Here is a 23127-nt window from a genome sequence, read left to right on the forward strand (position 1 = left end):
TATTCTATCTAATAAAATTTTTTAAAGATGAGTTAATTATTTTATTAAGAGTTTTATTTTCTTTTTTGTATAAAGATAAGATATTTAATAAAGCCATATGAATCACTTAAATACCTCCTTAAACTTTGCAACTATCTCATTGAAGTTGTATTGTTCTTTCATACTTTGAGTCAAGAATTCTCTTATTTTTTCTTTTCTTGCAAGGGCATCATCTAATTCAGCATCCATACCTGGTTTATATGCACCAACTCTTACTAAAACTTCATTCTCTTTAATGAGAGATAATATCCTTTTTAGCTTTAAAAAGTCATTATAATGATCGTCACTAACAACTTTATCCATTACCCTTGAAGCTGACTTTAATAAATTAATTGGAGGGTAAAATCCTTGCTCAGTTAAATCCCTTGTTAAAACAATATGTCCATCAAGAATAGATCTACTTTGATCAGCAATAGGATCATTCATATCATCCCCATCAACTAAAACTGTAAAAAATGCTGTAATTGAACCTTTTGCATTATTACCTGCTCTTTCCATTAATTGAGGTAAAAGTGCAAAAACAGATGGTGGATAACCACGACTAACAGGCGGTTCACCGGTACTTAATCCAATCTCCCTTTGAGCCATTGCAAATCTTGTAACAGAATCCATCATTAAAAGTACATCATGACCTTTATCTCTAAAGAATTCTGCAATAGCCATTGCTGTAAAAGCCCCGTACTTTCTCATTAGAGCTGATTCATCAGAAGTTGCTGCAACAATAATTGTATTTTCAAGATTATCATGGAGATTGTAATGGATAAACTCAGGAATTTCACGCCCTCTTTCACCAATTAATGCAACAACTTTTATTTGTGCTTCACAACCTTTAACAATCATCCCCATTAAAGTTGACTTACCAACACCAGAACCTGCAAAGATACCAACTTTTTGACCTTTTCCAGAAGTAAGCATAGAATCAATAGCTTTTACACCTGTTGAAAATCTCTCATCAATAATTCCTCTTTCAAGTGCTGGCATTGATATTTTATTTATAGCTGAACTTTCTTCTAAATCTTTTATCTTACCCTTATCATCAATTGGTTCCCCAAGAGCATTTACCACTCTACCTAAAAGACCGTATCCAGCTTTTACAGATAAGCCCTCTTTTTGTAAATATACTTTATCTTGAATTCTAAATCCATCAATAAAAGAGAAAGGAACAATAGTAAAGTATCCTGATTCGATGGAAGCTACCATACCTAATACAGTATATAAATGAGCTTGGGATTCAATTTTTACGATATCACCTACAGCAACTTCAATACCTTTTGCTTTTATAGTTGTTGAAGAGATATTAACAATTCTTCCAAAAGGGATAGACAAGTTAGCTGAATCAATACTATTTATTATAGAGTCTATATCCATTTACATCTCATCACACATTTTTTTATATAAGCTATCTTTTGTATTTTCTATAGCTTTACATCTATTTATAAATTCATCTTTTTTTATTGAATTATCAAAAGACTCATAAAGCTTTATTATCTCATAATAAGTTTGTGCTAAATCATTTGGTTTAATTCTTCTTGAATAATCCAATGCACTTAATAGAAGATTTAAAGCTTCTTCATTGTTATTATTTGTTTGTTCTATTTTTGCTAATTCCAATTCTACAAAAGGTGAATAAACATATGCACTCAACTCTTTTTGCTTATTATAAAGTTTTTGAAGTGTATCTTTTGCTTCATCTTTTAAATCTTTTTTTATTAGATATAGATAATAGTTATAATAAAAATCAATAATCACAGGATTAGTACTATTATCTTTAATATATTGAGGATTCTTATTTGCATAATCAAAATATCTATCTAAAGCTACATTATCATTTTTTTCATAAAGTATTAAAAATCTATATAAAAACTCTTTTGACAACACTTCTTTATTATCAACCATCTCAACTTTAGCTGATAGTGCCTCTGCATCTTCATATTTTTTTAAAGCCAAAGCCATTCTTTCTAAATATAGATATATATTTGGATCCCTATCATTATTAAAAGTACTAAGAAGCTGATCATAAGCTTTTTGAGTAGGTACTTCTATTAAACATTCAAAAAAGTCATATTTTGTTTTTTCATCTTTAATCAATAATTCAAAAGTTTCATCTCTTGCTGTTTCTAAAGTCTCATTTAATAAAAAACATTTTCCTGTTTTTAAATAGTTTTGGATTAACTCAATATTTACCTCATCAAATATAGCTTCAATAGATTCATATCCAAATCTTTGTGCAATACTATTTGAAATTTTTCTATAAACTCTTTTTGATTTTAAGATAATATCATAGTTTTTTTTGATTTTATTATTTAGAAGTTCTTGTAATAAAACTTTTTGTTGCATAGATTCTGATGATTGGTATTTTGTAGCTAAAATAGCAGGCTCTATATAACCTTGACGCATAAGAATCTCATCTAAATACATTTTCGATTTTTCAAAATATATCCCATTTGGAAAATCATTTATAATATCTTTATACAACTCTTTTGCTTTTGATAAATATTTATCAGTTCTATCATACATACTCATATATGTATTTGCTAATTTATACTTAAAATCTTCAATTGAAGCTGGTTTGTTTGTTTTAGCAAGAAGTTCAGTTAAAATCTCTACTGCAAATTCTGGCATTCCTACTTTTGTAAGTTTGTCAACTTTTTCCAAGGCCAAAAAAGAATCTTGTGCATAATAATCTAAATTTCTTTTTAAAACTTTTGAGATAAGCTCATATGCTTTTTCTCTTTCCCCATTTGCTATATATACATCAAATAGCTCATCTGCTACTATAGTTGCAATCTGAATATCAGTAGTTTCTGTCAAAATTTTATATAATACTGTTGTAGCTTTATCATACTCACTTTGATATTTATGTATTTTTGCTAGATAAATTTTTCCATATGCTCTAATTAGTGGATTGTCAAAGTTATTAATAATAATATTAGCAAAATATAAAGCATCATTTGCCTTATTTGTATTTAGTTTTAACTCAATCAATACCATATATGCTTTTGCCAAATCATCTTCATGAATTTTTGAATCATTTATTGCTGCTTCTAACTCTTTTGCAGCTTGTAGAATTATTCTTTTTGATTTTTTCTTTAGAGCTAGTTCTCCATAAACTATTATTAAATCTGAATCTAAAATATTTATTTTATTTATTCTTTTTAATGCTTCTATTTGGGAAAAAGCTTCATCAATCTTTCCCTCTTTAGAAATTTTTCTTGCATGATTTATAATCTCAAAACCATCAGTAATCTCTTGTTTTCTTTTTTCAGAAATTTGATTTCCAGAAGAGTTTATAAAACCATAATAAAAATCTTTTCTTGCTTCTAAAAAGGAACTTAATAAAAATAAAATTATTAATAGTTTCAATACTTACCTTTATTTCTTTTTTAATTCATATACATATGAGAATATTTCTGCCATTGCTTTATAAAACTCATTTGGTATCTCTTGATCAATCTCAATTTGAGAATATATTGACCTTGCAAGAGACGGATTTTCAATTATAGGGATACTATTATCTCTAGCAATATCTTTTATTTTTAATGCAATAAAATCTATACCTTTAGCCACAACTTTTGGAGCATTATCAACTTGGTTATCATATTTCAAAGCTATAGCATAATGAGTTGGATTTGTAATTACAACATCAGCTTCAGGTACATCTGACATCATCCTTTTCATTGACATTTGCATTTGAATTCTACGAATTCGACCCTTTACCTGAGGATCCCCTTCCATATTTTTAAACTCATCTTTTATCTCTTGTTTACTCATACGAAGAGATTTAAAGAAATAATATCTTGTAAAATAAAAATCAATTATAGCAAAAATTATTATAATTAAAAGTATAGCAGCTAAAAAATATCCTGTAAGTTCAATAATAGTATATAAAGTCGCATTAAACTCTTTATTCATCATGGCTAAAAAGGCTTTATATGTAAACATAAATACTAAAAACATTACTGTTATAATAATTATTAGTTTTAAAGTTAATTTTAAAGCTTCAAGAAGCTTTTTTAAACCAAAAACACTTTTCATTCCCTTAATTGGATCTAATTTTTGTAAATCTATTTTCATAGGAGTAACAAGAAATCCAAACTGACTCCAATTTGTTATAAAAGCTAGAATAAGAACTAATGCAAATAAGGGCAATAATGCTATAACTAAAGTAACAACTGTAGTATAGCCTATAGAATAAAAAGTATTGCCTGTCATATCCTGACCAATAAAGCCATAAACAAATAACATTAACTTCTTAATTTGATTAACTGCTGAACCTGAAAAAAACAATAAATAAACTGATCCAAAAAATAAAATAGCTGCACCTGTAACTTCCATTGACTTAGGTACATTACCCTCTTTTTTGGCATCTTCTATTTTCTTGGTTGTGGGTTCTTCGGTTTTTTCTTCTTCATCTCCAGCCATAATTCTCTACTTATTGAAATTTTGTAATTAAATAATTTGAAAAACTTTCAGTAAATACTTCCATCCCTAAAATCAAAAATACAAATATTAATGCAAATTTTAGCTGAAAAGTAATTACAAAAGGTGAAAATGCTGGCATTGATTTTGTACCATACCCATAATATAAATCCATAATGAAGCCTATAAAAAATAAAGGTAAGGCAAAAGCAAAGGCAAAAGCAAACATTCTATTTATTTCATCAATTGCAATCTGTACTCCATCATAAGAAAAAATATTAAATGTTCCTAGATGTACCATAGCAAAACTTTTTGATAAAATCACAATAGTCATTTCATACATCCCTGTTTCAAAAAAAACCATTAAAGCAATCCAATATAAAAGTCTACTAATCAATCCTTCATTTGAACCCGTTGCTGGATCAAACATTGTAGCCATAGATAAAGCAGTTGCATAACCAATAAAATCTCCAATAATTCTAACAGCATTAAAAGCAATATTTAAAAACAATGAAGCAATTAAACCTAAAGTAACCTCACTTATTAATGCTAAAATAAAACTGTCTTCTGTGAAATCACCTTTTATCTCAACTAAAGGATAAAGAAATATTGTAATGTAAAATGCAGTAGATATTCTTACTGTTGAACTAATTGAAGTATGATTAAAAATAGGTATAAATACAACAAAAGCTACAATTCTAGCAAGAAGTAACAAAAAAGAATAAAGAGTTTCTTCATTAAGTAAAGATATGAGTTCTTGCATTTAAACTACATATAATTCATATCTTCAGCTACATCCTGATTTTGAATTATTGATTCTACTATTTCATCTGAAGAGTGTGTTTGATTATTTTGATTTTCATTTTGTTGTTGTGAGAAACTATTTGAATTTGTTCCACTATCTTCCATATTGAAATTTAAATTAAATGAAGTGTCATTGTTATTATTAAATGTTTTATTCAATGCATCTCTTAATGAAGTTTGATTTTCAATCATTGCATCATGTGTAGTTGATTTAGACATGGTTAAATTAATTGATAAAGAGTTGTCTTTTTCATTTTTCATTAAAATTGCGATATGACCTAGTTGTGCTGGAACTAAATTTATCCTAAATGCAGTTACAGGTGGTCTATAATTTTCATACATATTTCTAGCAATATCTGACATCATTGAAGACATTGCTTGTCTAGCACCAACTATTCTATTTTGAATAGATAAAGCTAAATTAGAATTAACTGTTAAATTCACACTATTTTCATTTGTGTTTGTACTAGATTGTTGAGTTGTTGCTGAAGTTGTATCTGTTTTTAAACTAGATTCATCCTCTATTTTTTCACTATTACTTGAATTTAGTGCTAACTTATTTAGTATAGATAAATTACTATCAACTCGTCTTTTCATTTGTTGGGTAAAAGTTGTTTCATTTGTACTTTCCTCAACACTTACATCCATATTATCAAGACCTAGTTCTAATTTATTTGCACCCTCTTTAATATTATTTAAAGAAGTTCCCTCTTTTACTACCTTTACAGCCTCACTTTTATTCATATTCATCTGTGAAAGTACTGTAGCTTTTTGAGAACTCAAATATATATTAGTCATTAAATCATTAGATTTTTGCAATGCACTTTGTTTTTGATTTTCTTGATCTAAATTTTGAGTTTTAGTTATTGTAATATCTTCTTTTTTATTTTCAATAATTTTTTCAACAGGCGTTGAATTTTTTTCTTTTTTAGTTTGAGTATCTACATCAGATAAGATATTCTTATCTAACTTAACTTTTTGCTCATCCTCTACGATAGCCTCATTATCTAAATTATTTAAACTCTTAGTATTTTTTGTTGATTCATTATTATTTTGAGCAGTATCTATTTTTTCTTTTTTTATTTCATCTTTACTATTTATTTGAAGTGTCTTATCTTTTGGCTCTTCAAGCTCATTTTTCTTATCTAAGTTTTGTAATTCCACTTTCTGTGTATTATTGTTTACTTCACTATTTTTATTAGTGTTTTTTTCTGTATCAACAGTATCAGAAATCTTATTTGTTGGTGTTTCTATTTTATTATTTTGCGCAGTATTATCAACTTTATTGTTTTTTAATTGATTTGATTCAGGTTTTTCATCATTATTAGTTTTAACTTTTACTTCTGTGTTTTTTTCTGGTGTATCAACTTTAACCTCTTTTGAAGGAGTCTCTTTTGTTTTTTCATCTACAATATTTTCTATTTTTGTACTTAAATTCTTTGATTCATTTAGGTTTTGTTTATTATCACTATTTTCATTTTTTTCTATTTTAGTATTTTTATTTTCTAAATTTTCTATATTTGTATTTTTTAACTTTTCATTTTCTATATTTGTATTTGAATTACTTTTTAAATCTTCTTTATTTTCAGTTGTTTTTTTGTTATCTATTTCTAATTCATTTTCATCTTCAATATCAATGTTTTTTTGACTATCTTCACTATTTTCTAAATTTTTTGAACTCTCTTTATTTTCTAGTGATTTATTTATATTTTGATTTTTTTCTTTCTCAATTTCATCTTTGTTAGCTAAAGTAGTTGATTTAGTCTCTTCATTTGAGCTTGTATCTACTTTTGAAGTATTATCTTTATTTTCTTCTTTACCCAGCTGTTTTTTTGCATCCATAATCATCTTATCTAATAAAGATACTGAACGATTCTCTTTTTTTTCATTTACATTTTCTTCTGATAAATTCTTATTCTCATTTGTTTTTTTATCATTATCTATGTTTTCAGATTCAATTTTTGTAGTTTTTTGTTGTGTTTTATTTGTATCTTCACTTTTTTCAGGAGAATTTTTATCTACATCTTGTGATACTTTTGTTTCATCTGAAGTTTTTTCTTTTTTGTTAGTAGAAGAAGTATTATTAGTTATTTCTTCATTTTTTGTATTATCATTTTTTGTTGGTGTTTTAGTAGATATTGTAGATTTATTTTCACTACTAAGCTCTTCTTTTCCTTTCATAAGGAAAGAATCAAAAAGAGACATACCCTCTTTTTTAGTATTGCTATTAGTAGTTGTTGTTTTCTTACTTGTTTCAGTTTTAGTAAGATTTAAAATATCTACTTGTTTAGTCATAACCTACACTTTAATTATATCTAATGTCTTATTATCAATACTTTTATGAGTATTGAAAGTTGCAACATTAGCTTCATATGAACGCATAGCTTCAATTAAATCAACCATCTCAACAACAGGATTAATATCTGGATATGCAACATACCCTTCTTCATTCGCATCTGGATGTGAAGGTTCGTATCTCATAACTGGATTAGCATCATCCTCTACTATTGATTTTACTCCTACTCCCCTTAAAGAAATATCAGGAGATTCATTTAATTTTTTATCTATAGTATTTGATTGTTTTTGATTTTCTTGAAGAAGAATCTCTTCAAAAACAACATTTTGTTTTTTATAAGGTCCACCATCAGCTGTATGAGTTGTTTTAGCATTTGCAATATTTGCACTTACAACATTTATACGAGTTCTTTGAGCTGACATTCCTGAAACTGCAACATCATATCCGTCAAAAAAAGCCATTTTTAACTCCTAACTACACTTGCATACTAGTGATTTCTTTGTATGCAGCAAGTGCTTTATTTTTTACTTCTAATGCTAGTTTTAAAGAAAGGTCAGCTTCTTCAATTTTTTGAACAGCTTCTTGAAGATTTTTAACTTTTCCAGTTGCAATCCCTTCCATAGCATTATAACCCTCTACTTGTGAATTATTAACTTCTTTCATAGCATCACTTAACATATTTGAAAATGTATTATCTTGTTCTTTCCCTTTTGATACCTTTTGAGAATCTAAAAGAGGACTTATAGAATTTGAAATTGATGAAACATCCATATTATTTTCCTTTTATCTTTTAAGTGGCTTTAGTGCCTGAAGTTTGTGCATCTTGTACACCAAGTTCAGCCATCATTGCATTAATTTTTTCTTCATTATATTTATAATCTAACTCTTTTCTTTTATTATCCAAATTAAAAAGTAATATTATTAAAGAGAGCATCATATTGGAAAGTCCTTTTAATACAATTGTTACACCAATAATACCAAAAATCATCTCTAAAGGAGTATATAAGTCTGCATTTATAACAAAAAATATTAGTGTAGCAAAGAAACCAGTAGCTATATATAATCTAAATATACCACTATTTATCACATTTTGTGAAAATCTTTCTACTACCATTATATTCCCATGTTAGATAAAAAAGTATTAAATGCTGTTGCAGACACCATAAGAACCTTACTTAATATGTTTTAGTAATGAATCAATCACCTTATGAAATTGTTTTGTTATATCATCATTAATAAATTCGTGAACAAATAGTTTTCTTAATCTTGAAGTTGTAGAAATATTTGATGATGATGAAACATTACCTATATATTCTACCATAAAATTTTTATTTAATCTATTCTTTTTAGCTAAATTTACTAAAGAATTTGCAATTGTTTCACCAATTTTATAATTTTTTGTGTGATTAAAACAAATCAACAGCTTATCTTTATTTATTGAAAGCATTTTCATTAAAGCATATACATCTGTTAAAGCAGAAGGATCAGTAGTGGTTAAAGCTAAGATATTATCAGATATAGATAAAAACTCTTGAACATAATCGTTTAAGCCAGCACCTGTATCAATTAGGATTATATCGTAGTTATTTAAATTTTTTAAATCATTAACAACTCTTGTTAAAACTAAGGAGTTTTTGAGGTTTGCATATTGATAACCACTTTTACCAGCAATTAAAGAGATATTGTCATAATTAGTTTCTGTAATGATTTCATTAATTGTATTTCGACCTTCAATATAATCAAATAAAGTGAATCTTGGTTTTAAGTCAAATAATACTTGCATATTTGCTAAACCTATATCTGCATCTATTACTGCAATTTTGAAACCCCGTCTTGATAATAAGTATGCAATATTTGCTGTAAATGTAGACTTTCCTACTCCACCTTTTCCTGAGGTAATAGTAACAATTCTTGTTTTAGAATCATTATTTTTACTTTTTGTCAAATTCAAAAGTTTACTAGCTTGATTCGATATTGTATTAAACAATATTATCTCCCTGAACAAGAATTATTCATAAAACAATTTATCAGAAATGATGAATCAGAAACAATTAAATCATCAGGTACATTTTGACCTATAGAGAAATATGTGATTGATTTTTTTGTTTTATGGGCAAAAGAGATTAAGTTACCAAAACTTTTAGTTTCATCAAGTTTAGTAAAAGTTAGATAACTTATATTTAAGCGTGAATAGTTTGTATATATATCAATTAAGTCACTATGTTTAACATTTGCAGGTAATACTAAAACTTTCTCAATTGGTAATTCATGTACTCTTTCTTGATACTCATTAATCATCTCAATTTTATCAATATCGTGTTGAGAAGAACCAGCTGTATCAATAAAAATATAATTACAATCTTTTAATCTTAATAAAGCCTCAACTAACTCTTCAGGTTTTTTAACAACCTCTAAAGGTAGCCTCATAATATTTGTATATGCTTGTAATTGTTCAATTGCACCTACTCTAAATGAATCTAAAGTAACAATTCCAACTTTATAATTTTGCCCTAGCTTATAGGCATATCTTGCTGCAAGTTTTGCAATAGTTGTAGTTTTTCCAACTCCTGTTGGTCCCACCATCATTACAATTTTTCGTTGGTGTTTTCTTAATGGAATTTCTTGTTTTATAGGAATTATTCTTCGAAGAATCAATTTGAAAAAATCATTAACTTTTTTAGGATTTGCTTTTAAAGCAATAGGTAATTGTTTAATAGTTTTTTTCATAATTGTATATGTCATCTCTTGATCAAACTCATTTTGCTCAAAAAGATTATATATCTCAACAAATTCAGGAGGAATAGTTAAATCATATAATTGACTTTTAGGATCCCATAAAGATTTTTGAACCTGCATTATTGCATCTTGCATTTTCAAAATCTCTTCTTTAAAATCATAAAACTTAACATCTTTTGATTGTTCTACACGAGAAGCAGTATTATTTGTACTAATCTTTTTTGTATGTTTTAAAGGTTGCTGTTCATCTTCTAAAGCAACTACAACCTCATACATATCTTTGTTACCATCACTAGCACTTGAAATTTTTTTTGTTGAAACAACAATTGCATCTTCACCACACTCTTCTTGTGCATTTCGAAGGGCAATAGTTGGGGTTTCTCCTAAAAAAGAGAGCATATTCATTCTATTCTTCCATCTTTGTAAATTTTTTCAATTTGTCCATCTTCTCTTTTAATTCTTATATATTCATCATTTTCAAAAATAATTTTTCCTGGTCTTTCTATTTGTATAGAACCAAAATTAAAAAGTACTGAGTTATTTTTATCTTTATCTAAATCTTTTGTGCAAATGATAGTACCTTTTCTTAAATATCTTGAAGCACGGTATTTAGTAGTTCTAAAATCATTTTCAGCTACAGGTTCACAAAATTTTTTTACACTCGTTACATTTGATTTATATAAATCATCAAGATTTATTAATTCTTTATAATCAATATCTTTTTTAGTCACTAAAACTTCTATTCCAAAAGCTTGAAAAGATAGAAAAAACATTAAAACTAAAATTTTAAGCTTTAACATTAAAAATTGCTCCTCCATTTGAATCACTAATTTCATCAACAATATCTTTATACATTTTTTGAATAGGTTGTACAATCAAAGATAATTTTCTATTTAATTCGTAAAGTGCTTTTAATTCATTTTCAAGACCATTTACTTGTTCTCTATAGATATTTACATCTACTCCATTTTGCATCTCTTTTATAATCTCTTCATTAAGCTTTTGTTTATAAGATGCTATCTCTTCAATCATGTTTTGCTTATCATCATTTCTGTTTAAAAGCTCTTCATGTTTAGCTTTTTTTATATCTTCTATATCTTGATTTATATACTCTTGCATTTTTTTAACAAGTACTAACATTTCATTAATAATATTTTCTACCATAATAAACTCTTACTTATTTCTTTCGGTTAAGAAATTATATAATAAATCGCTAATTCCTACTGTACCCGTACTTTGACTTGATATAGCTTCAGTATACATACCTTTTACAATATCTGAACCACTACCTTCACCAGCAAGATTTGTACTTTTCAAAGAAATATCTAAAAGTTGTTGTAAGAAAAAAGCTTCAAAATCATTTGTAACTTTTCTTAGTTGATCATCTTCAAGACTACTTGTATTTATATTTTCATATGACTTAACTGGATTTGATTTTATTGTGTTTACATCAACAAAGTTTGTATTTAGTTCCATCTTTACTCCAATCTATCAAAAAAGCTTTCTTCTGCTAATATATCATCTTGTTTATTATCAGTAAAAAACCTCATTTCAACTCTTCTATTATCTGCAGCCATTTCACTTTTTGGATGATATGATGCATAAGCAGATACCTTTAATACTGCAGGATCTATTCTATTTTTTATAAGTTCTTTTACAACTTCTATTGATCTTAATGCAGATAAATCCCAATTATCTCTTGGTATTGTATCATTTTTATACATACTTGCTGAAGTATGCCCTACAATCTCAATATTATAACTTTGAGGTAAAGTTCTAATTACTCTAGCAACTTTTGCAATAAATCTTTTAGCATTTGGATTAGACAAAATATATTGCCCCTCTTCAAACATTATAGTAGAAGGGATATCTAATGTAAACTCATTTTTCCCTTTTTCTATTTGAATTTGTTCTTCCTCTTCTGAAGTGTTATCATTCATCTGATTTATTACTTCATTAACTTCTTGTACAGCTTCATCCATAGCATCATCAGTTGAATCAATGCTATCTTCACTTGATGTACTTGTTTTTGTTGAATATTTATCTGATTGTGTTTGAACATCCGTTGAGGCATCAATAAATCCCATAGCTTTACGCATGATATCAAAATACTCTTCAACTTTCTTTTTATCCATTACTGCCATCGACAGTAGTAGAATAAAGAAAGTTAATAAAAGAGACATTAAATCACCAAACTGTACTAACCATCCTGGTAGACATTTTGGGCAATCTGGACATTTATCTTTTGCCATAAAATTTTTATTCTACCCTTCCACTTCAACTAAAATAGAGTTTAATTGCATTTTTATATTACCAATTGATTCTTCTGCTGCAATCATTGAAGCACCAATAATAATAACCTCATATGCATCTACTTCTTTTTTATGTTTTTGTGTTAATTTACTCTCTATTAATCCTGCAAATAAAGTACCTAATAAAGCACCGTACATTGTAGTAAGTAAGGCAACAGCCATTGCTGGTCCAACTGATGCTGGATCAGATAAGTTTGCAAGCATAGCAACAAGTCCTACAAGTGTCCCAATCATACCCATAGAACCTGCTGTTCCACCCATATTTCCAAACATTCCTATCATTGTAGTATGTCTTTTATCAATATACTCTAATTTTGTTTCCAGTAGTGGTTTTAAAGTCTCAGCTTTTGTACCATCAACTAAAAGTTGGAATGCCTCTTTAAAAAAAGCATTTTTTTCTTCTAATACTTTTTGTTCAATATGCATAACACCATGTTTTTTAATCTCTGTTGCATAAAATGTGATTTTTTCAACTAATTCAGGTAAAGGTTCAACTTTTGATTCATTCATTGCAATTTTCATTGCTGGAGTTAATCTTTTTAAATCACTAGCTTCAAATTGTCCAGCAGTTACAGCTATTGTACCACCAAATACAATAACAACTGAAGGGACATCAATATAAGGCCCAAAACCAACCCCACCTAAAATAATTGCAAGAGCGATAAGCGCCCAACCTGCGGCTAAACCACCTACTGTACTTTTATCCATTTGTTACAATCCTATATGACTAAGTTTGGCAGAGTCATTTCCAATATTTTTTATTTTAAGACCAAATTTTCCTTCTACAATTACTGCTTCGCCCTCACCTATTTTTACACCATTTACTAAAATATCCAAAGGTTCATTTACCATTTGTTCTAATTCAATAATCTCACCAATATCCCATCTTAAAATATCTTTTAAAAGAAAATTTTTAGTTCCTAGTCTAACACTAAGTTTTAATTTAATATCAAATAAAAGCTGTAAATTTTGAGCTGCATCTTCAGATAATAAAGAACTAATGCCCATTTGAGAACTTGAACTTACACTAGAAGCAGGTGCACTATTTGAAGCTTGTGGTATACTTGGTTGAATTATAGCTGTTTCTTGTCCAGCGCCACCTGTTATTTCATTAAAATAAGGCAAGGCTAAATCATCAAAAGAGATAAAAATAGGAAGTTTTTCTCCATCCATAGTTAAATCAAAAAAGTAACCGTGAGGAACAGAATCTAGACTTTTACAATCTTTTATTGAAGAGTTTACTACTTCAGATTTTATGGAGCTTATATCAGGAAAGCCTTGTGCATTTACAGTTGTACATAAACTTCCACATACATTTGAGATAATTTCATTTACAGCATCAATAATTTCATCATCAATATGTTCTTTTAAATCACCCATCCCACCTAACATAAAGAATTCAAACTTTGTTGCTGTTATTGTAGGAATAAAAAAACTCCAACTTGATGAGATATCTGCAAAATCAAATTTTACAGCTATGTCTATACATTGTGAATCATCTAAACTATCTACATCCAACTTACTTACAGAATCAATTGAGACACTTTTTGAAAGAAGTTGTTCTAGTGTATTAGCTAATTCATCTTTTAAAAAACTTGATAAATCAGATGCCAAAAACTAACCCTTTGAAATATATTTTATTTATTATTTTGTTCTTTTTGTGCTTTTTCCATTTCACTTAATAACTGAGCTTTAACTCTCATCATATCTTCTGTAGGATATTTATACTCAGTATCACCTCTAGTAACTTTAACAAAAAGATCTTTAGAATTTTTATTGTAACCAAATTGTACATTATCTAAAATAACTTCATTTATTTCACTATCTTGAGTAGAACCGATAATTTTTTTGTGCTGCTCATTGTCAATAATTTTTTCTTTATTATCAACCTCTTTAATAGATTTAACTTTTTCTATATTATTGACTTTTGCATTATCAATTTCCGCAACTTTACCTAATTCCATGATACCCTCCTTATGAAAGCATAGAGTTTACTTATTATAGCAAAAAAAAATTAAATATGAATGGAAATATAAAAAAATAAGAAAAATAATGATTCTTAACTATAAAGATTCCAGTAATAAATCAAAATTTATTAGTCTAAAGTCAATTAGATCATCTAAATATGGTTGATAAAAATATTGACTAAGACTTGAAAGTTTTAACTCTTGAACTAATTGAACACCAGTTAAAAAGTCTGCACTTGGATCTTTTAATATAGCTTTTATAAGAGATATTTGTAATGAAGCATCATTATATCTTCCAGCTTCTAATAATGCAGCAACAATTAAATACATAGTGTATTTGTCCTCAAGTTTGTATTTTTTTTGAAGGGATTCTAATATTTTTAATGTCTCTTTTGGATTATGATCATGTAATTCTCTTAAAGCTTTTGTACGTAAATATGAAGGACTTTTTTGTTTACTATCAACACTTAAATCAGCTTTGTAAAACAATCCAATAGCTTTTAATAAATCAATATAATATTTTGTAATTACCAAAGGACCTTCTAAAAAATTATTATTAATTTTTAAAGGAGTATTATCTTGTAATCTTGAAAAATACATATAATCATTTTCCCCTTCTTTTCTCATTGCTAATTTCATCAAATAAACTAAAGGATCTTTATAATTTTCTACAAACAATTGATTATCTAAACTTAAAGTATTATTTTCCATATCAACTAAAAAATTTATACTTCTAAAAAATACTGTATCTCTATAATTCAAAGGTTCAAACTCTACATTATATTTTTCATCAATAAAATTTTTATATAAGATTTGACCAAAATATTTATACATTCCATCTTTTGATTTTATATTTTGTTCCATATATGCCAAATCTTTTATTTTTTCATTAATTCTATTTGCAGATATTATTGTCATAACTGCATATAATTTATTACCAGGATTTAATTTATACGCTTTAGAGAAATTTTTATAAGCATTATGAAAATCGTTTATTTGTGCATAACATAAAGCTAAATTGTAATATACATATGAATTAGAGTCATCTTTAATAATATTTTTTAATTTTGTTACTCTAATAATAGGATCTTCTTTTATTATTTCTATAAATTTTGCATTATATTTAACCATATCTTCTAAGCTTTGAACATTTTGTTTATTTTTAAAAATAAACCCCTTTGAGATATCATACATAATCTCTTCATAATCAGAAAAAATAAATGGTGCAAAATAAAAAATAAAATCAACTTTTCTCTCATAGTTAAATTTTGTTATAGATTTCAAATACTCTTTTGTTGTATATTTATGTTTATTAAAAAATATTTCTAAAGGATAATCTAGATTTGATTTAAAGTACTCTTTTACCTCTCTTATCTCGTCTAAATGCTCTTTTAATTTTGTTAATTCATTTGATTTTAAATCTCTAAAAACCATTAACCAAAGTATTAAATTCTTTTTCTCTTGATTTAAAGTAGTATTTTTCTCTTTTTCTAAATGTCGTTCAGCATTAACAAAGTCTTGTAACTTCATATATAACATCGCTTTTTTTAATTCCATAGGGAATTCCATAGAATTAAGAATATCTAAGGCTTTTTCATAATCTTTAAGAATAATCAGCGTGTCAGATAATAATCTTTTTGAATGTTCAGTTAAATCTCTATATTTTCTAGTAACATCAACAATTGTTTCTAAATACTTTCTATCTTTTTCTATTTGATAAAGATAGAAACATGCAGAAATATACGAATAAGTATTAGTAGAAGCTGCCTCTTTATATTCATATATATTATTTAAATATAAACTTGCATTTTCTATTTGATTCATCTTATAATAGGCAATTCCAATATTTAAAAAAGAAGGAATTTTAAGTATTTGAGAAGTTTTTTTAAATATTTTTATAGCTTTTAAGTACTCTTCTCTTTCTAAAAGTAAAATTGCTTTATTAAAATCTACTTGCAATTTAAATTTTTCTTGAGACTCTTTTATTTTATCATATTTAAAAAGTATTTCTGGTTGAGAATCAATAGCATCTTGTTGGGCATAAATATTTGTTGAAAAAAAAGAAAAACTAAAAAGAAATAATATTATTAATTTCAATTTACTATTAAACCATTGTATTAACTTGTGCATAAAGCTCTTCTGCTCTTTTTTCTAATGACTCTAATTCATGTTTTAATTCAGTATTTTCAAGTCTTAGTTTTTGTAAATCATCCCTTGCTACTCTTAAATTATCTTGATTACTTTTAAGTGTACCAGCACTCACTTGAACTTGTTTTTCATATCTGTCAATAATAGTTTGAAGTCTTTTATTTTCTTCTTCTATAATATCTTTTTCTTCATTCACTTTTCTATATAAAGATTTATAAACATTTGTACTTGAGAAAAAATATAAAAGTAATACACCAATAATAACTACAAGTAAAAAATTATCCAAACTTTTCCTTTTCTAAATAAAATATTTCAATAATTTTTTGTTTTATAACATATTTTCTTCGAAAAAATATCTTACAACATTATCAGAATCCATAGCTTCTTGTACTCTTACAGCAAGTTTTTCATCCATAACTATAATATCACCTGTACCAATGATTCTTTTATTTACATAGATGTCTCCACCTGTTCCAGCAGGTTTATTTAATGAAATTATATCTCCAGAACTTAAATCAAGAAACTCTTTAATTGTGATGTTTGTACTACCTAACATTACATCCACAACTATCTGTGTATCTACTAATAAATCATAATCTCGTTCAGTAATTTCCATATTAAACACTCTATCTAAATTTTTTTCATTATATCATAACAAAACGTTATTTAAAATTATTTTTATAATTGAAATAATAATTACCTATTATAAAACTAAGTCTAATGATTCTAACATTGTACTTACTTTTGCTTCAATATTTCCATCAAAATTTCCTAAATCACTGGCTATAACAACTCCACCTGCTGTTACATTTACATCTTCAACTAATTGAATAAAATTTTCTAAATTTAATTCATTTTTTAATATTTCATAATCTTTTGGATTTAGATGTATTTTGACTTTTGATGCATTTTTAATCTTATCTAAAAGATGTATTATAGTCTCTTTCGCAATTTTTGCTGAATTTTCACCTATTTCAATAGAGATAATTTTTTGAGCAATTGAAATAGATGTTTTTAAAAGTTTAGATTCCATTTGAAAAGTAGCTTGTTCAAAAAAGTTTGCATAATGTTTTAAATCTTTAATTGCTTGAACAACTTGTGCATCAATCTCTTTTCCTGTCAAACCACCATTTTCAATATTAGTAATTTTCTGATTCATTTGATTTATTTGTGAAGATAAAGCTCTAACTTCATTTAATAAAGGATCAATATTTCCATTTATCTCTCTATCATTTAATACTGGTTGACCAGGAGCTACAAGATTGTCATCATTCACACTATTTTGAATAAATGTGCCTAATTGATAATTTTCAACGCTATCATTATTATTTACTATTTTAGCAGTTGAATAGACATTATTTTTTTCCATTATTGTTCATCCATATCTCTGTCAATTACACCCTCTTCAATCATTTTTTGGGCTACATCTAACATTTTTCTTTGAGCTGCTTCAATATCTTTTATTTTAACTTTTGTAAGCATTTCAAACTCTTCTTTAAATCTATCACTTGCTCTTGAAGACATTGAACTTGTTACTTTTAACATATCCTCTTCTGTTGCATTTTTCATTGCCACGGCAACATCTGCTGTATCTACATTTTGTAAGATTTTCATAATATATTCTGGGTCTAAATTTAATAAATCCTCAAATACAAACATATTTTCTTTAATTTTTGTTGCAAGAGAAGTATCAACCCCATTGATATTTTTTAATATATCTTGAGATCTAGGTCCCAATCTATTTAACATATCAGCTACAACTTTTACCCCACCAACATCAACAATAGATGATAATAAAGACTCTAGTTTTCTTTCAAGAACTACAGAAATAGTTCTAACAACATCTGGAGATACATCTTTAATAGTAGCCATTTGCATAGTAACTTTTACTTTTACATCCTCATCAAGTTGAACTAAAACATCAGCTGCTTTATGTGCTTCCATATGAGATAATATTACTGCAATTGTTTGAGGAGATTCATCTTTAATAAAGTCTGATAGCTGCTTAGGGTTTATAGCATCTAAATAAGCAAATGATTGAGAGGCTAATTTCATTCTTGAAAGTTTTGCTAGAACTTCATCAGCTTCTGCTTTCCCCATAGACTTATATAAAATATCTTTTGCATAATCATAACCACCTGAGCTAATAAATGCCTTTGATTTTGTAAATAAATGGAACTCTTCTAAAATAGCCAAAGAAGTCTCTTTATCTATAGAGTTAATCATAGTAATGGCTGTAGAGATCTCTTCAACTAGATGTTTAGGAAGATGTTGAAATATTTTTACAGTAGCTTCTTCTCCTATTAGGACACAGAAATGGGCTACTTTTTCAAGCATACCCATCCCTTTTAATATATCTTTTATTTCAGCCATTCACTAAATCCTTATTTAAATTTACCACTTCCCTCTGTTAATAGCAATTCAATCATTTTTGCTATATCAGCTGGACTATTATTAATCTCTTTATCTAAAGTCTCAATTAAAACCTCATACTTAGCTGCACTCTCTTCATCTAAACCTTCTATATTATTTAGAATTTGACTTTTTACTTTTGCTTTAAGTCTTCCTTGAGCTGTTGAAGAGTCAAATTCATCTTCATAATTAGACAAAAAATCATTAACCAAATTCTCATCTATTGGATTACCATCTTTATCTAATTTTTTACCATCTTTATTATCTCCAATGATAACAATTTCATGATTAACAATAAATTTTTTATAAAAAACAAATAATAAAATTGCTGCAATTAAATATTGAATATACTCTGAAAAATCTTTCAGTATAGATCTTACCATTGAAAATGTATCAACACCACTATCTTGACTTCCTGCAATTGGATTTCCATTTTCATCAACTTGTGTTCCAGCTGCATTTACAGATTTAAGTCCAATAAACTTAAAATCTCTAACTGTTATTTTATCACCACGCTCTTCATCATAGCCTATTGTATCTTGTACAACTGATTCAATTGAAGCCAAAAACTCATCTCTGTTTTCAACATCGGCTAAAACTGTTGAGTCAAATGTAACGGCAGCTGTTACTCTTTTTATTGAAGAATAATTATTATTCTTTTCATCAATTACTTTTTTTGAAATTTCATAATTTGTAATATTTTTTGTTGAAACAGTATTTGATTGTGCATTACCATTGCCATTTGCTCCGTCTGGCTCTTGTATATTGTTATCAACTCCAGCAGTTCCACCAGTACCATTATCTCCACCAACTGAACTACTTTCTAACTCATCTGTTTGTTGACTTCTTATTGTTCCTTCTGGATCATAAATCTCTTCTTGTATATGTCTTTTTTTGAAATCTAGATTAAGTGAAACCCTAGCAACTACTCTTCCAACTCCAACGAAAGGTTCTAAAAGTGCTACAATTTTTTTCTCATAATCCTCTTCAAGTTTTAATTTATATTTATTTTGTGCAAGTGATTTTTGGTTATCTAAATCATCAGATGACATTTGAAGTAAAGCACCATCTTGATCAATTAATTGAATATTTTCAACTTTTAGATTAGATACTGCTGACGCAATAAAATTTTTAATACCATCAATTTGTTTTTGAGTTAAAAAAACTCCTGGTTTCATTGAAATTACTGCAGATGCAGTAGGGTCAGTTTTTCTTTCTGTAAAAATTGTTTCTTTTGGAATTGCAATTTTAACACTAGCTCTTAAAACGCCAGATAAAGATTCAAGAGATCTTGATAATTCACCCTCTAAAGCTCTTAAATATTTAACTTTGTTTTCAAAGTTTGTTGTCCCAAGTGATGATTTTTCAAATATTTCCCATCCAACATGGTTACTTGTCGATGCTTCACTTGTAACTAACTTAATTTTTGCAATATTAATAAAATCTTTTGAAGTTTTTAGTGTTAAATTATCTCCATTACCAACAACTGCAAATTCTATACCTGAAGCTTCTAATTCATTTGAAGCTAACATAACCTGATTTTTCGTTAGATTAGATGCAATAGTATAATTTAATTTTTTATCTTGAGCTTTAATATTTGAATATACTAATAAAGCTATTAGTAATATAAAAAGTATTGAAAAACCACCTATAATTACAGCTCTTTGTGCAGAATTTAAATTGTTTATAAACTTTAAGAGTTGGTCCATATATCAAATATCCTAATTAATTGTTTTTTGATGCTTCAATTACTGATTTAAACAGTGCTGAATCTTTTTTTATAGAGGATTGTAATGCATCAAAAATCACTTTGTTTTTAGACATTTCACTCATCTGTTTATCTATATTTACATTATTTCCATCATTTTGTTCTTCTAAACCTTTTACTTCAACTAACCTTGATTTATCATTGTTTACTTGATTTGTTGAAGCAACACTTATATGCATTGAGTTTGTAGTTTTTAAAGCTAAATTTTTACTATCATCAACTTTTTTAAGTTCATTTTCAAATACTAACTCTTTTGTTTTATAATTAGGTGTATTTATATTTGCTATATTACTTGAAATAACTTTTTGTCTTTCACCTCTAAAACTTAATTGATCAAATAATATATCTGTTACGCCACTTGCTTTCATTAGTTATTATTATTTCCTATTTTATTAATTAAGTTTTCGTTCAATTCATCAATAGAATTAACAGCTTTTTGTGCTTGTTCAAATCTTCTATGAGCATCAATTAATGCAACCATTGTTGATACTGAATTAACATTTGATTTTTCAATTGCACCTTGTACTAATTGTCTATCATTATTCTCTAATTGCTCAGTGATTTGTCCATCTTCTTTTAGTTTAAAGTTATTATCTTTATATTTTTCAAGTTGCTCAAAATCTATTCTTGTAACAGAGATTTGATTTTCAAACCCCTCTTCTTCAAGAGCAATAGGTTCATTATCATTACTTAATACAAATTGGCCATTTGAATCAACTAAAAAACCATCTAAATTTTTAAATGCTCCATCTCTTGTATAGACTATATCTCCACTTTTATCTTGTATTTTGAAAAAAGTATCAGAATCACTTAATGCAAAATCCAAAGCATTTCCTGTAGGCATAACTACACCTTGCTCACTATTAATAAATTTAGAATCCATTTTAGGAATTGTATTTGTCACTTCATTTATTTTAGTTGGTGTAAACCCCTCCATTTGAGCTCTTTGTAAATAATAATTAAATGAACCCTCAGTACTACCTTCTTGTTTAAAACCATGTGTATTTGTATTAGCTAAATTATTTGATATCATATCAATTCTATTGATTTGATTTATCATTGAGGCTGCTAAAGGATAAGTACCTTGATTCATTTTATCTCCTTACTTATTAAATTCAGAAATTAATGCTTCTAGATCATCAGTAGCCATTAAATCTTCAGTATTTTTATCACCTGAAATATGCTTTGCAACAGCCACTTCTTGGTGATTTCCTTGGTCTTCAAATAAGTTATTTAAATATACAGTCAATTTTCTAATTACAGACATAACTCTTTCAATTTTTTGTCTATTAATATCATGATATTGCATCAATTCCATTGCTTGAAAAATTTCTGTATTCCCATCATTTAATTTAGAATTCACATCACTAATATATTCACTCATTTGATTTGCATGTTCTAAATTTTGTTTAAAAACTTCAATATTAGGGAATTTATTGCTTAATGAATTTAGCATTAAAACTTGTTTTTCATTAAATTCATTTAATGCTTTAACATCTTTTTGAATAGCATTGTTATAATCTAATATATTACTCAATACATCAAATATTTTTGTTGCTTTCTCTTCAGAATCATTAGCTACTGCACTTAATTGATTTACAACTTTAGTATCCTCATCTACCGGTAAAGGAAACACTCCCGAATTGATTTTAGTGTCAATATCATCTTTTTCATCTTTAGTTAATTCTTCAGTTTGAGGTATGTCATTATCAACGATTCCATCAATTGAAGACAAAAGGTCGTCAATATTATCTGAACTAATATTTTCACTTGAAGCAGCAATTGTTTCTTCTAAAGTTGGCTCATCTATTGAAGAATCTGTAGTTTCTTCAATATTTTCATCTAAAGAATTTTCTACATCATTTTCTTGAACAACATCATTTTCTTGAACAACATCAGTTTCATCAACAGTTGATTCAGCTTCTTCAGTTTTATTAGTTTCAAGCTCTTTAATTATATCATCAATATTGGTTTCCTCTGAAGGGTTATTTTCAGGTTCAGCAACATCCTCAATATTATTTAAAATATCTTCAACAGATTCATCTTTTTCATCATTACTTTCATTATTAACAATATCTTCAGTTTGTGCTATTAATTCATTAATATCATCTTCTGACATATTGCCCTGAGCTTCAGTCTTTTCTTCTTCTGATTCTGAAGATGCGCTATCATCAAAATCTAAACCATTCATCAAAGACTCAATCTCTTCTTGACTCATACTCATAA

Annotated in this window: 26 protein-coding genes; all 26 read right to left on the minus strand. The window is 27.1% G+C overall.

Features of this window, described 5'->3' with window-relative positions; translation table 11 throughout:
* Nucleotides 1-102: 102 nt before the first annotated feature.
* The 26 genes from fliI to ACKU3H_RS16240 all read right to left on the minus strand — a co-directional run bounded on the left by fliI (nucleotide 103) and on the right by ACKU3H_RS16240 (nucleotide 23125).
* Nucleotides 103-1407: a flagellar protein export ATPase FliI gene (gene fliI, locus ACKU3H_RS16115; RefSeq protein WP_320034892.1), complete on the minus strand. Its 1305-nt coding sequence runs from the start codon at nucleotides 1405-1407 to the stop codon at nucleotides 103-105.
* Nucleotides 1408-3402 carry a hypothetical protein gene (locus ACKU3H_RS16120; protein ID WP_320034893.1) on the minus strand — a complete coding sequence of 665 codons (1995 nt, stop codon included), beginning with the start codon at nucleotides 3400-3402 and terminating at the stop codon, nucleotides 1408-1410.
* 9 nt (nucleotides 3403-3411) lie between these two features.
* The gene (gene flhB / locus ACKU3H_RS16125; RefSeq protein ID WP_320034894.1) at nucleotides 3412-4461 is read right to left on the minus strand and encodes a flagellar biosynthesis protein FlhB; all 1050 of its coding nucleotides are present in this window, start codon (nucleotides 4459-4461) and stop codon (nucleotides 3412-3414) included.
* Nucleotides 4462-4471: 10 nt separating this feature from the next.
* On the minus strand, nucleotides 4472-5221 hold the full coding sequence (locus ACKU3H_RS16130; RefSeq protein WP_320034895.1) for a flagellar biosynthetic protein FliR: 750 nt from the start codon (nucleotides 5219-5221) through the stop codon (nucleotides 4472-4474).
* A 5-nt stretch (nucleotides 5222-5226) separates the two neighbouring features.
* Nucleotides 5227-7557, minus strand: a complete 2331-nt coding sequence (locus tag ACKU3H_RS16135; RefSeq protein ID WP_320034896.1) for a flagellar hook-length control protein FliK — start codon at nucleotides 7555-7557, stop codon at nucleotides 5227-5229.
* A 3-nt stretch (nucleotides 7558-7560) separates the two neighbouring features.
* Entirely contained in the window at nucleotides 7561-8019 is a 459-nt protein-coding gene (flgC, locus tag ACKU3H_RS16140; RefSeq protein ID WP_320034897.1) for a flagellar basal body rod protein FlgC, read from the minus strand.
* 13 nt (nucleotides 8020-8032) lie between these two features.
* The gene (gene fliE, locus ACKU3H_RS16145) at nucleotides 8033-8329 is read right to left on the minus strand and encodes a flagellar hook-basal body complex protein FliE (protein WP_320034898.1); all 297 of its coding nucleotides are present in this window, start codon (nucleotides 8327-8329) and stop codon (nucleotides 8033-8035) included.
* Nucleotides 8330-8348: 19 nt separating this feature from the next.
* Nucleotides 8349-8672, minus strand: a complete 324-nt coding sequence (locus ACKU3H_RS16150) for a hypothetical protein (RefSeq protein WP_320034899.1) — start codon at nucleotides 8670-8672, stop codon at nucleotides 8349-8351.
* Between the two features lie 57 nt (nucleotides 8673-8729).
* Nucleotides 8730-9545: an AAA family ATPase gene (locus ACKU3H_RS16155; RefSeq protein ID WP_320034900.1), complete on the minus strand. Its 816-nt coding sequence runs from the start codon at nucleotides 9543-9545 to the stop codon at nucleotides 8730-8732.
* 2 nt (nucleotides 9546-9547) lie between these two features.
* On the minus strand, nucleotides 9548-10699 hold the full coding sequence (gene flhF, locus ACKU3H_RS16160) for a flagellar biosynthesis protein FlhF (RefSeq protein WP_320034901.1): 1152 nt from the start codon (nucleotides 10697-10699) through the stop codon (nucleotides 9548-9550).
* On the minus strand, nucleotides 10696-11094 hold the full coding sequence (locus tag ACKU3H_RS16165) for a hypothetical protein (RefSeq protein ID WP_320034902.1): 399 nt from the start codon (nucleotides 11092-11094) through the stop codon (nucleotides 10696-10698). Before ACKU3H_RS16165 ends, flhF begins: the two co-directional genes overlap by 4 nt.
* On the minus strand, nucleotides 11081-11458 hold the full coding sequence (locus ACKU3H_RS16170; RefSeq protein ID WP_320034903.1) for a hypothetical protein: 378 nt from the start codon (nucleotides 11456-11458) through the stop codon (nucleotides 11081-11083). Before ACKU3H_RS16170 ends, ACKU3H_RS16165 begins: the two co-directional genes overlap by 14 nt.
* 9 nt (nucleotides 11459-11467) lie before the next feature.
* A complete protein-coding gene (locus tag ACKU3H_RS16175) occupies nucleotides 11468-11770 on the minus strand; it encodes a hypothetical protein (RefSeq protein WP_320034904.1) in 303 nt (100 codons plus the stop codon).
* A gap of 2 nt (nucleotides 11771-11772) precedes the next feature.
* Nucleotides 11773-12546 carry a flagellar motor protein MotB gene (locus tag ACKU3H_RS16180; RefSeq protein ID WP_320034905.1) on the minus strand — a complete coding sequence of 258 codons (774 nt, stop codon included), beginning with the start codon at nucleotides 12544-12546 and terminating at the stop codon, nucleotides 11773-11775.
* Nucleotides 12547-12558: 12 nt separating this feature from the next.
* A complete protein-coding gene (locus tag ACKU3H_RS16185) occupies nucleotides 12559-13314 on the minus strand; it encodes a MotA/TolQ/ExbB proton channel family protein (protein WP_320034906.1) in 756 nt (251 codons plus the stop codon).
* Between the two features lie 3 nt (nucleotides 13315-13317).
* A complete protein-coding gene (locus ACKU3H_RS16190) occupies nucleotides 13318-14220 on the minus strand; it encodes a FliM/FliN family flagellar motor switch protein (protein ID WP_320034907.1) in 903 nt (300 codons plus the stop codon).
* 23 nt (nucleotides 14221-14243) lie between these two features.
* Nucleotides 14244-14570, minus strand: coding sequence for a flagellin (locus tag ACKU3H_RS16195; protein ID WP_320034908.1), 327 nt, complete (start codon nucleotides 14568-14570; stop codon nucleotides 14244-14246).
* 99 nt (nucleotides 14571-14669) lie between these two features.
* Nucleotides 14670-16703 carry a tetratricopeptide repeat protein gene (locus ACKU3H_RS16200; RefSeq protein ID WP_320034909.1) on the minus strand — a complete coding sequence of 678 codons (2034 nt, stop codon included), beginning with the start codon at nucleotides 16701-16703 and terminating at the stop codon, nucleotides 14670-14672.
* Complete coding sequence (locus ACKU3H_RS16205) at nucleotides 16678-17007, minus strand: hypothetical protein (RefSeq protein ID WP_320034910.1); 330 nt, start codon at nucleotides 17005-17007, stop codon at nucleotides 16678-16680. The genes ACKU3H_RS16200 and ACKU3H_RS16205 overlap by 26 nt, the downstream gene beginning before the upstream one ends.
* Nucleotides 17008-17049: 42 nt before the next feature.
* A complete protein-coding gene (locus ACKU3H_RS16210) occupies nucleotides 17050-17337 on the minus strand; it encodes a FliM/FliN family flagellar motor switch protein (RefSeq protein WP_320034911.1) in 288 nt (95 codons plus the stop codon).
* An 87-nt stretch (nucleotides 17338-17424) separates the two neighbouring features.
* Nucleotides 17425-18090, minus strand: a complete 666-nt coding sequence (locus ACKU3H_RS16215) for a FliH/SctL family protein (protein ID WP_320034912.1) — start codon at nucleotides 18088-18090, stop codon at nucleotides 17425-17427.
* Nucleotides 18090-19094 (minus strand): flagellar motor switch protein FliG, encoded by a 1005-nt coding sequence (gene fliG, locus ACKU3H_RS16220; RefSeq protein WP_320034913.1) that lies wholly within the window; start codon nucleotides 19092-19094, stop codon nucleotides 18090-18092. Before fliG ends, ACKU3H_RS16215 begins: the two co-directional genes overlap by 1 nt.
* Before the next feature lie 11 nt (nucleotides 19095-19105).
* Nucleotides 19106-20842: a flagellar basal-body MS-ring/collar protein FliF gene (gene fliF, locus ACKU3H_RS16225; RefSeq protein ID WP_320034914.1), complete on the minus strand. Its 1737-nt coding sequence runs from the start codon at nucleotides 20840-20842 to the stop codon at nucleotides 19106-19108.
* 16 nt (nucleotides 20843-20858) lie between these two features.
* The gene (gene flgB, locus ACKU3H_RS16230; RefSeq protein WP_320034915.1) at nucleotides 20859-21269 is read right to left on the minus strand and encodes a flagellar basal body rod protein FlgB; all 411 of its coding nucleotides are present in this window, start codon (nucleotides 21267-21269) and stop codon (nucleotides 20859-20861) included.
* The gene (locus ACKU3H_RS16235; protein ID WP_320034916.1) at nucleotides 21269-21994 is read right to left on the minus strand and encodes a flagellar hook-basal body protein; all 726 of its coding nucleotides are present in this window, start codon (nucleotides 21992-21994) and stop codon (nucleotides 21269-21271) included. The genes flgB and ACKU3H_RS16235 overlap by 1 nt, the downstream gene beginning before the upstream one ends.
* A 9-nt stretch (nucleotides 21995-22003) precedes the next feature.
* Nucleotides 22004-23125, minus strand: coding sequence for a hypothetical protein (locus ACKU3H_RS16240; protein ID WP_320034917.1), 1122 nt, complete (start codon nucleotides 23123-23125; stop codon nucleotides 22004-22006).
* Nucleotides 23126-23127: the final 2 nt, after the last annotated feature.

Origin of the sequence: Halarcobacter sp. (assembly GCF_963675975.1) — a bacterium.
Classification (GTDB): Bacteria; Campylobacterota; Campylobacteria; order Campylobacterales; family Arcobacteraceae; genus Halarcobacter.

Coding starts and splice junctions, on each gene's coding strand:
- fliG (WP_320034913.1), bottom strand. CDS start 19,094: ATGGCTGAAATAAAAGATATATTAAAAGGGATGGGTATGCTTGAAAAA.
- ACKU3H_RS16170 (WP_320034903.1), bottom strand. CDS start 11,458: ATGGTAGAAAATATTATTAATGAAATGTTAGTACTTGTTAAAAAAATG.
- ACKU3H_RS16165 (WP_320034902.1), bottom strand. CDS start 11,094: ATGTTAAAGCTTAAAATTTTAGTTTTAATGTTTTTTCTATCTTTTCAA.
- ACKU3H_RS16235 (WP_320034916.1), bottom strand. CDS start 21,994: ATGAATCAAGGTACTTATCCTTTAGCAGCCTCAATGATAAATCAAATC.
- ACKU3H_RS16215 (WP_320034912.1), bottom strand. CDS start 18,090: ATGGAAAAAAATAATGTCTATTCAACTGCTAAAATAGTAAATAATAAT.
- flgC (WP_320034897.1), bottom strand. CDS start 8,019: ATGGCTTTTTTTGACGGATATGATGTTGCAGTTTCAGGAATGTCAGCT.
- flhB (WP_320034894.1), bottom strand. CDS start 4,461: ATGGCTGGAGATGAAGAAGAAAAAACCGAAGAACCCACAACCAAGAAA.
- ACKU3H_RS16150 (WP_320034899.1), bottom strand. CDS start 8,672: ATGGTAGTAGAAAGATTTTCACAAAATGTGATAAATAGTGGTATATTT.
- fliI (WP_320034892.1), bottom strand. CDS start 1,407: ATGGATATAGACTCTATAATAAATAGTATTGATTCAGCTAACTTGTCT.
- fliE (WP_320034898.1), bottom strand. CDS start 8,329: ATGGATGTTTCATCAATTTCAAATTCTATAAGTCCTCTTTTAGATTCT.
- ACKU3H_RS16180 (WP_320034905.1), bottom strand. CDS start 12,546: ATGGCAAAAGATAAATGTCCAGATTGCCCAAAATGTCTACCAGGATGG.
- ACKU3H_RS16200 (WP_320034909.1), bottom strand. CDS start 16,703: ATGCACAAGTTAATACAATGGTTTAATAGTAAATTGAAATTAATAATA.
- ACKU3H_RS16210 (WP_320034911.1), bottom strand. CDS start 17,337: ATGGAAATTACTGAACGAGATTATGATTTATTAGTAGATACACAGATA.
- ACKU3H_RS16135 (WP_320034896.1), bottom strand. CDS start 7,557: ATGACTAAACAAGTAGATATTTTAAATCTTACTAAAACTGAAACAAGT.
- flhF (WP_320034901.1), bottom strand. CDS start 10,699: ATGAATATGCTCTCTTTTTTAGGAGAAACCCCAACTATTGCCCTTCGA.
- ACKU3H_RS16240 (WP_320034917.1), bottom strand. CDS start 23,125: ATGAGTATGAGTCAAGAAGAGATTGAGTCTTTGATGAATGGTTTAGAT.
- ACKU3H_RS16185 (WP_320034906.1), bottom strand. CDS start 13,314: ATGGATAAAAGTACAGTAGGTGGTTTAGCCGCAGGTTGGGCGCTTATC.
- flgB (WP_320034915.1), bottom strand. CDS start 21,269: ATGAAAGCAAGTGGCGTAACAGATATATTATTTGATCAATTAAGTTTT.
- ACKU3H_RS16195 (WP_320034908.1), bottom strand. CDS start 14,570: ATGGAATTAGGTAAAGTTGCGGAAATTGATAATGCAAAAGTCAATAAT.
- ACKU3H_RS16175 (WP_320034904.1), bottom strand. CDS start 11,770: ATGGAACTAAATACAAACTTTGTTGATGTAAACACAATAAAATCAAAT.
- ACKU3H_RS16130 (WP_320034895.1), bottom strand. CDS start 5,221: ATGCAAGAACTCATATCTTTACTTAATGAAGAAACTCTTTATTCTTTT.
- fliF (WP_320034914.1), bottom strand. CDS start 20,842: ATGGACCAACTCTTAAAGTTTATAAACAATTTAAATTCTGCACAAAGA.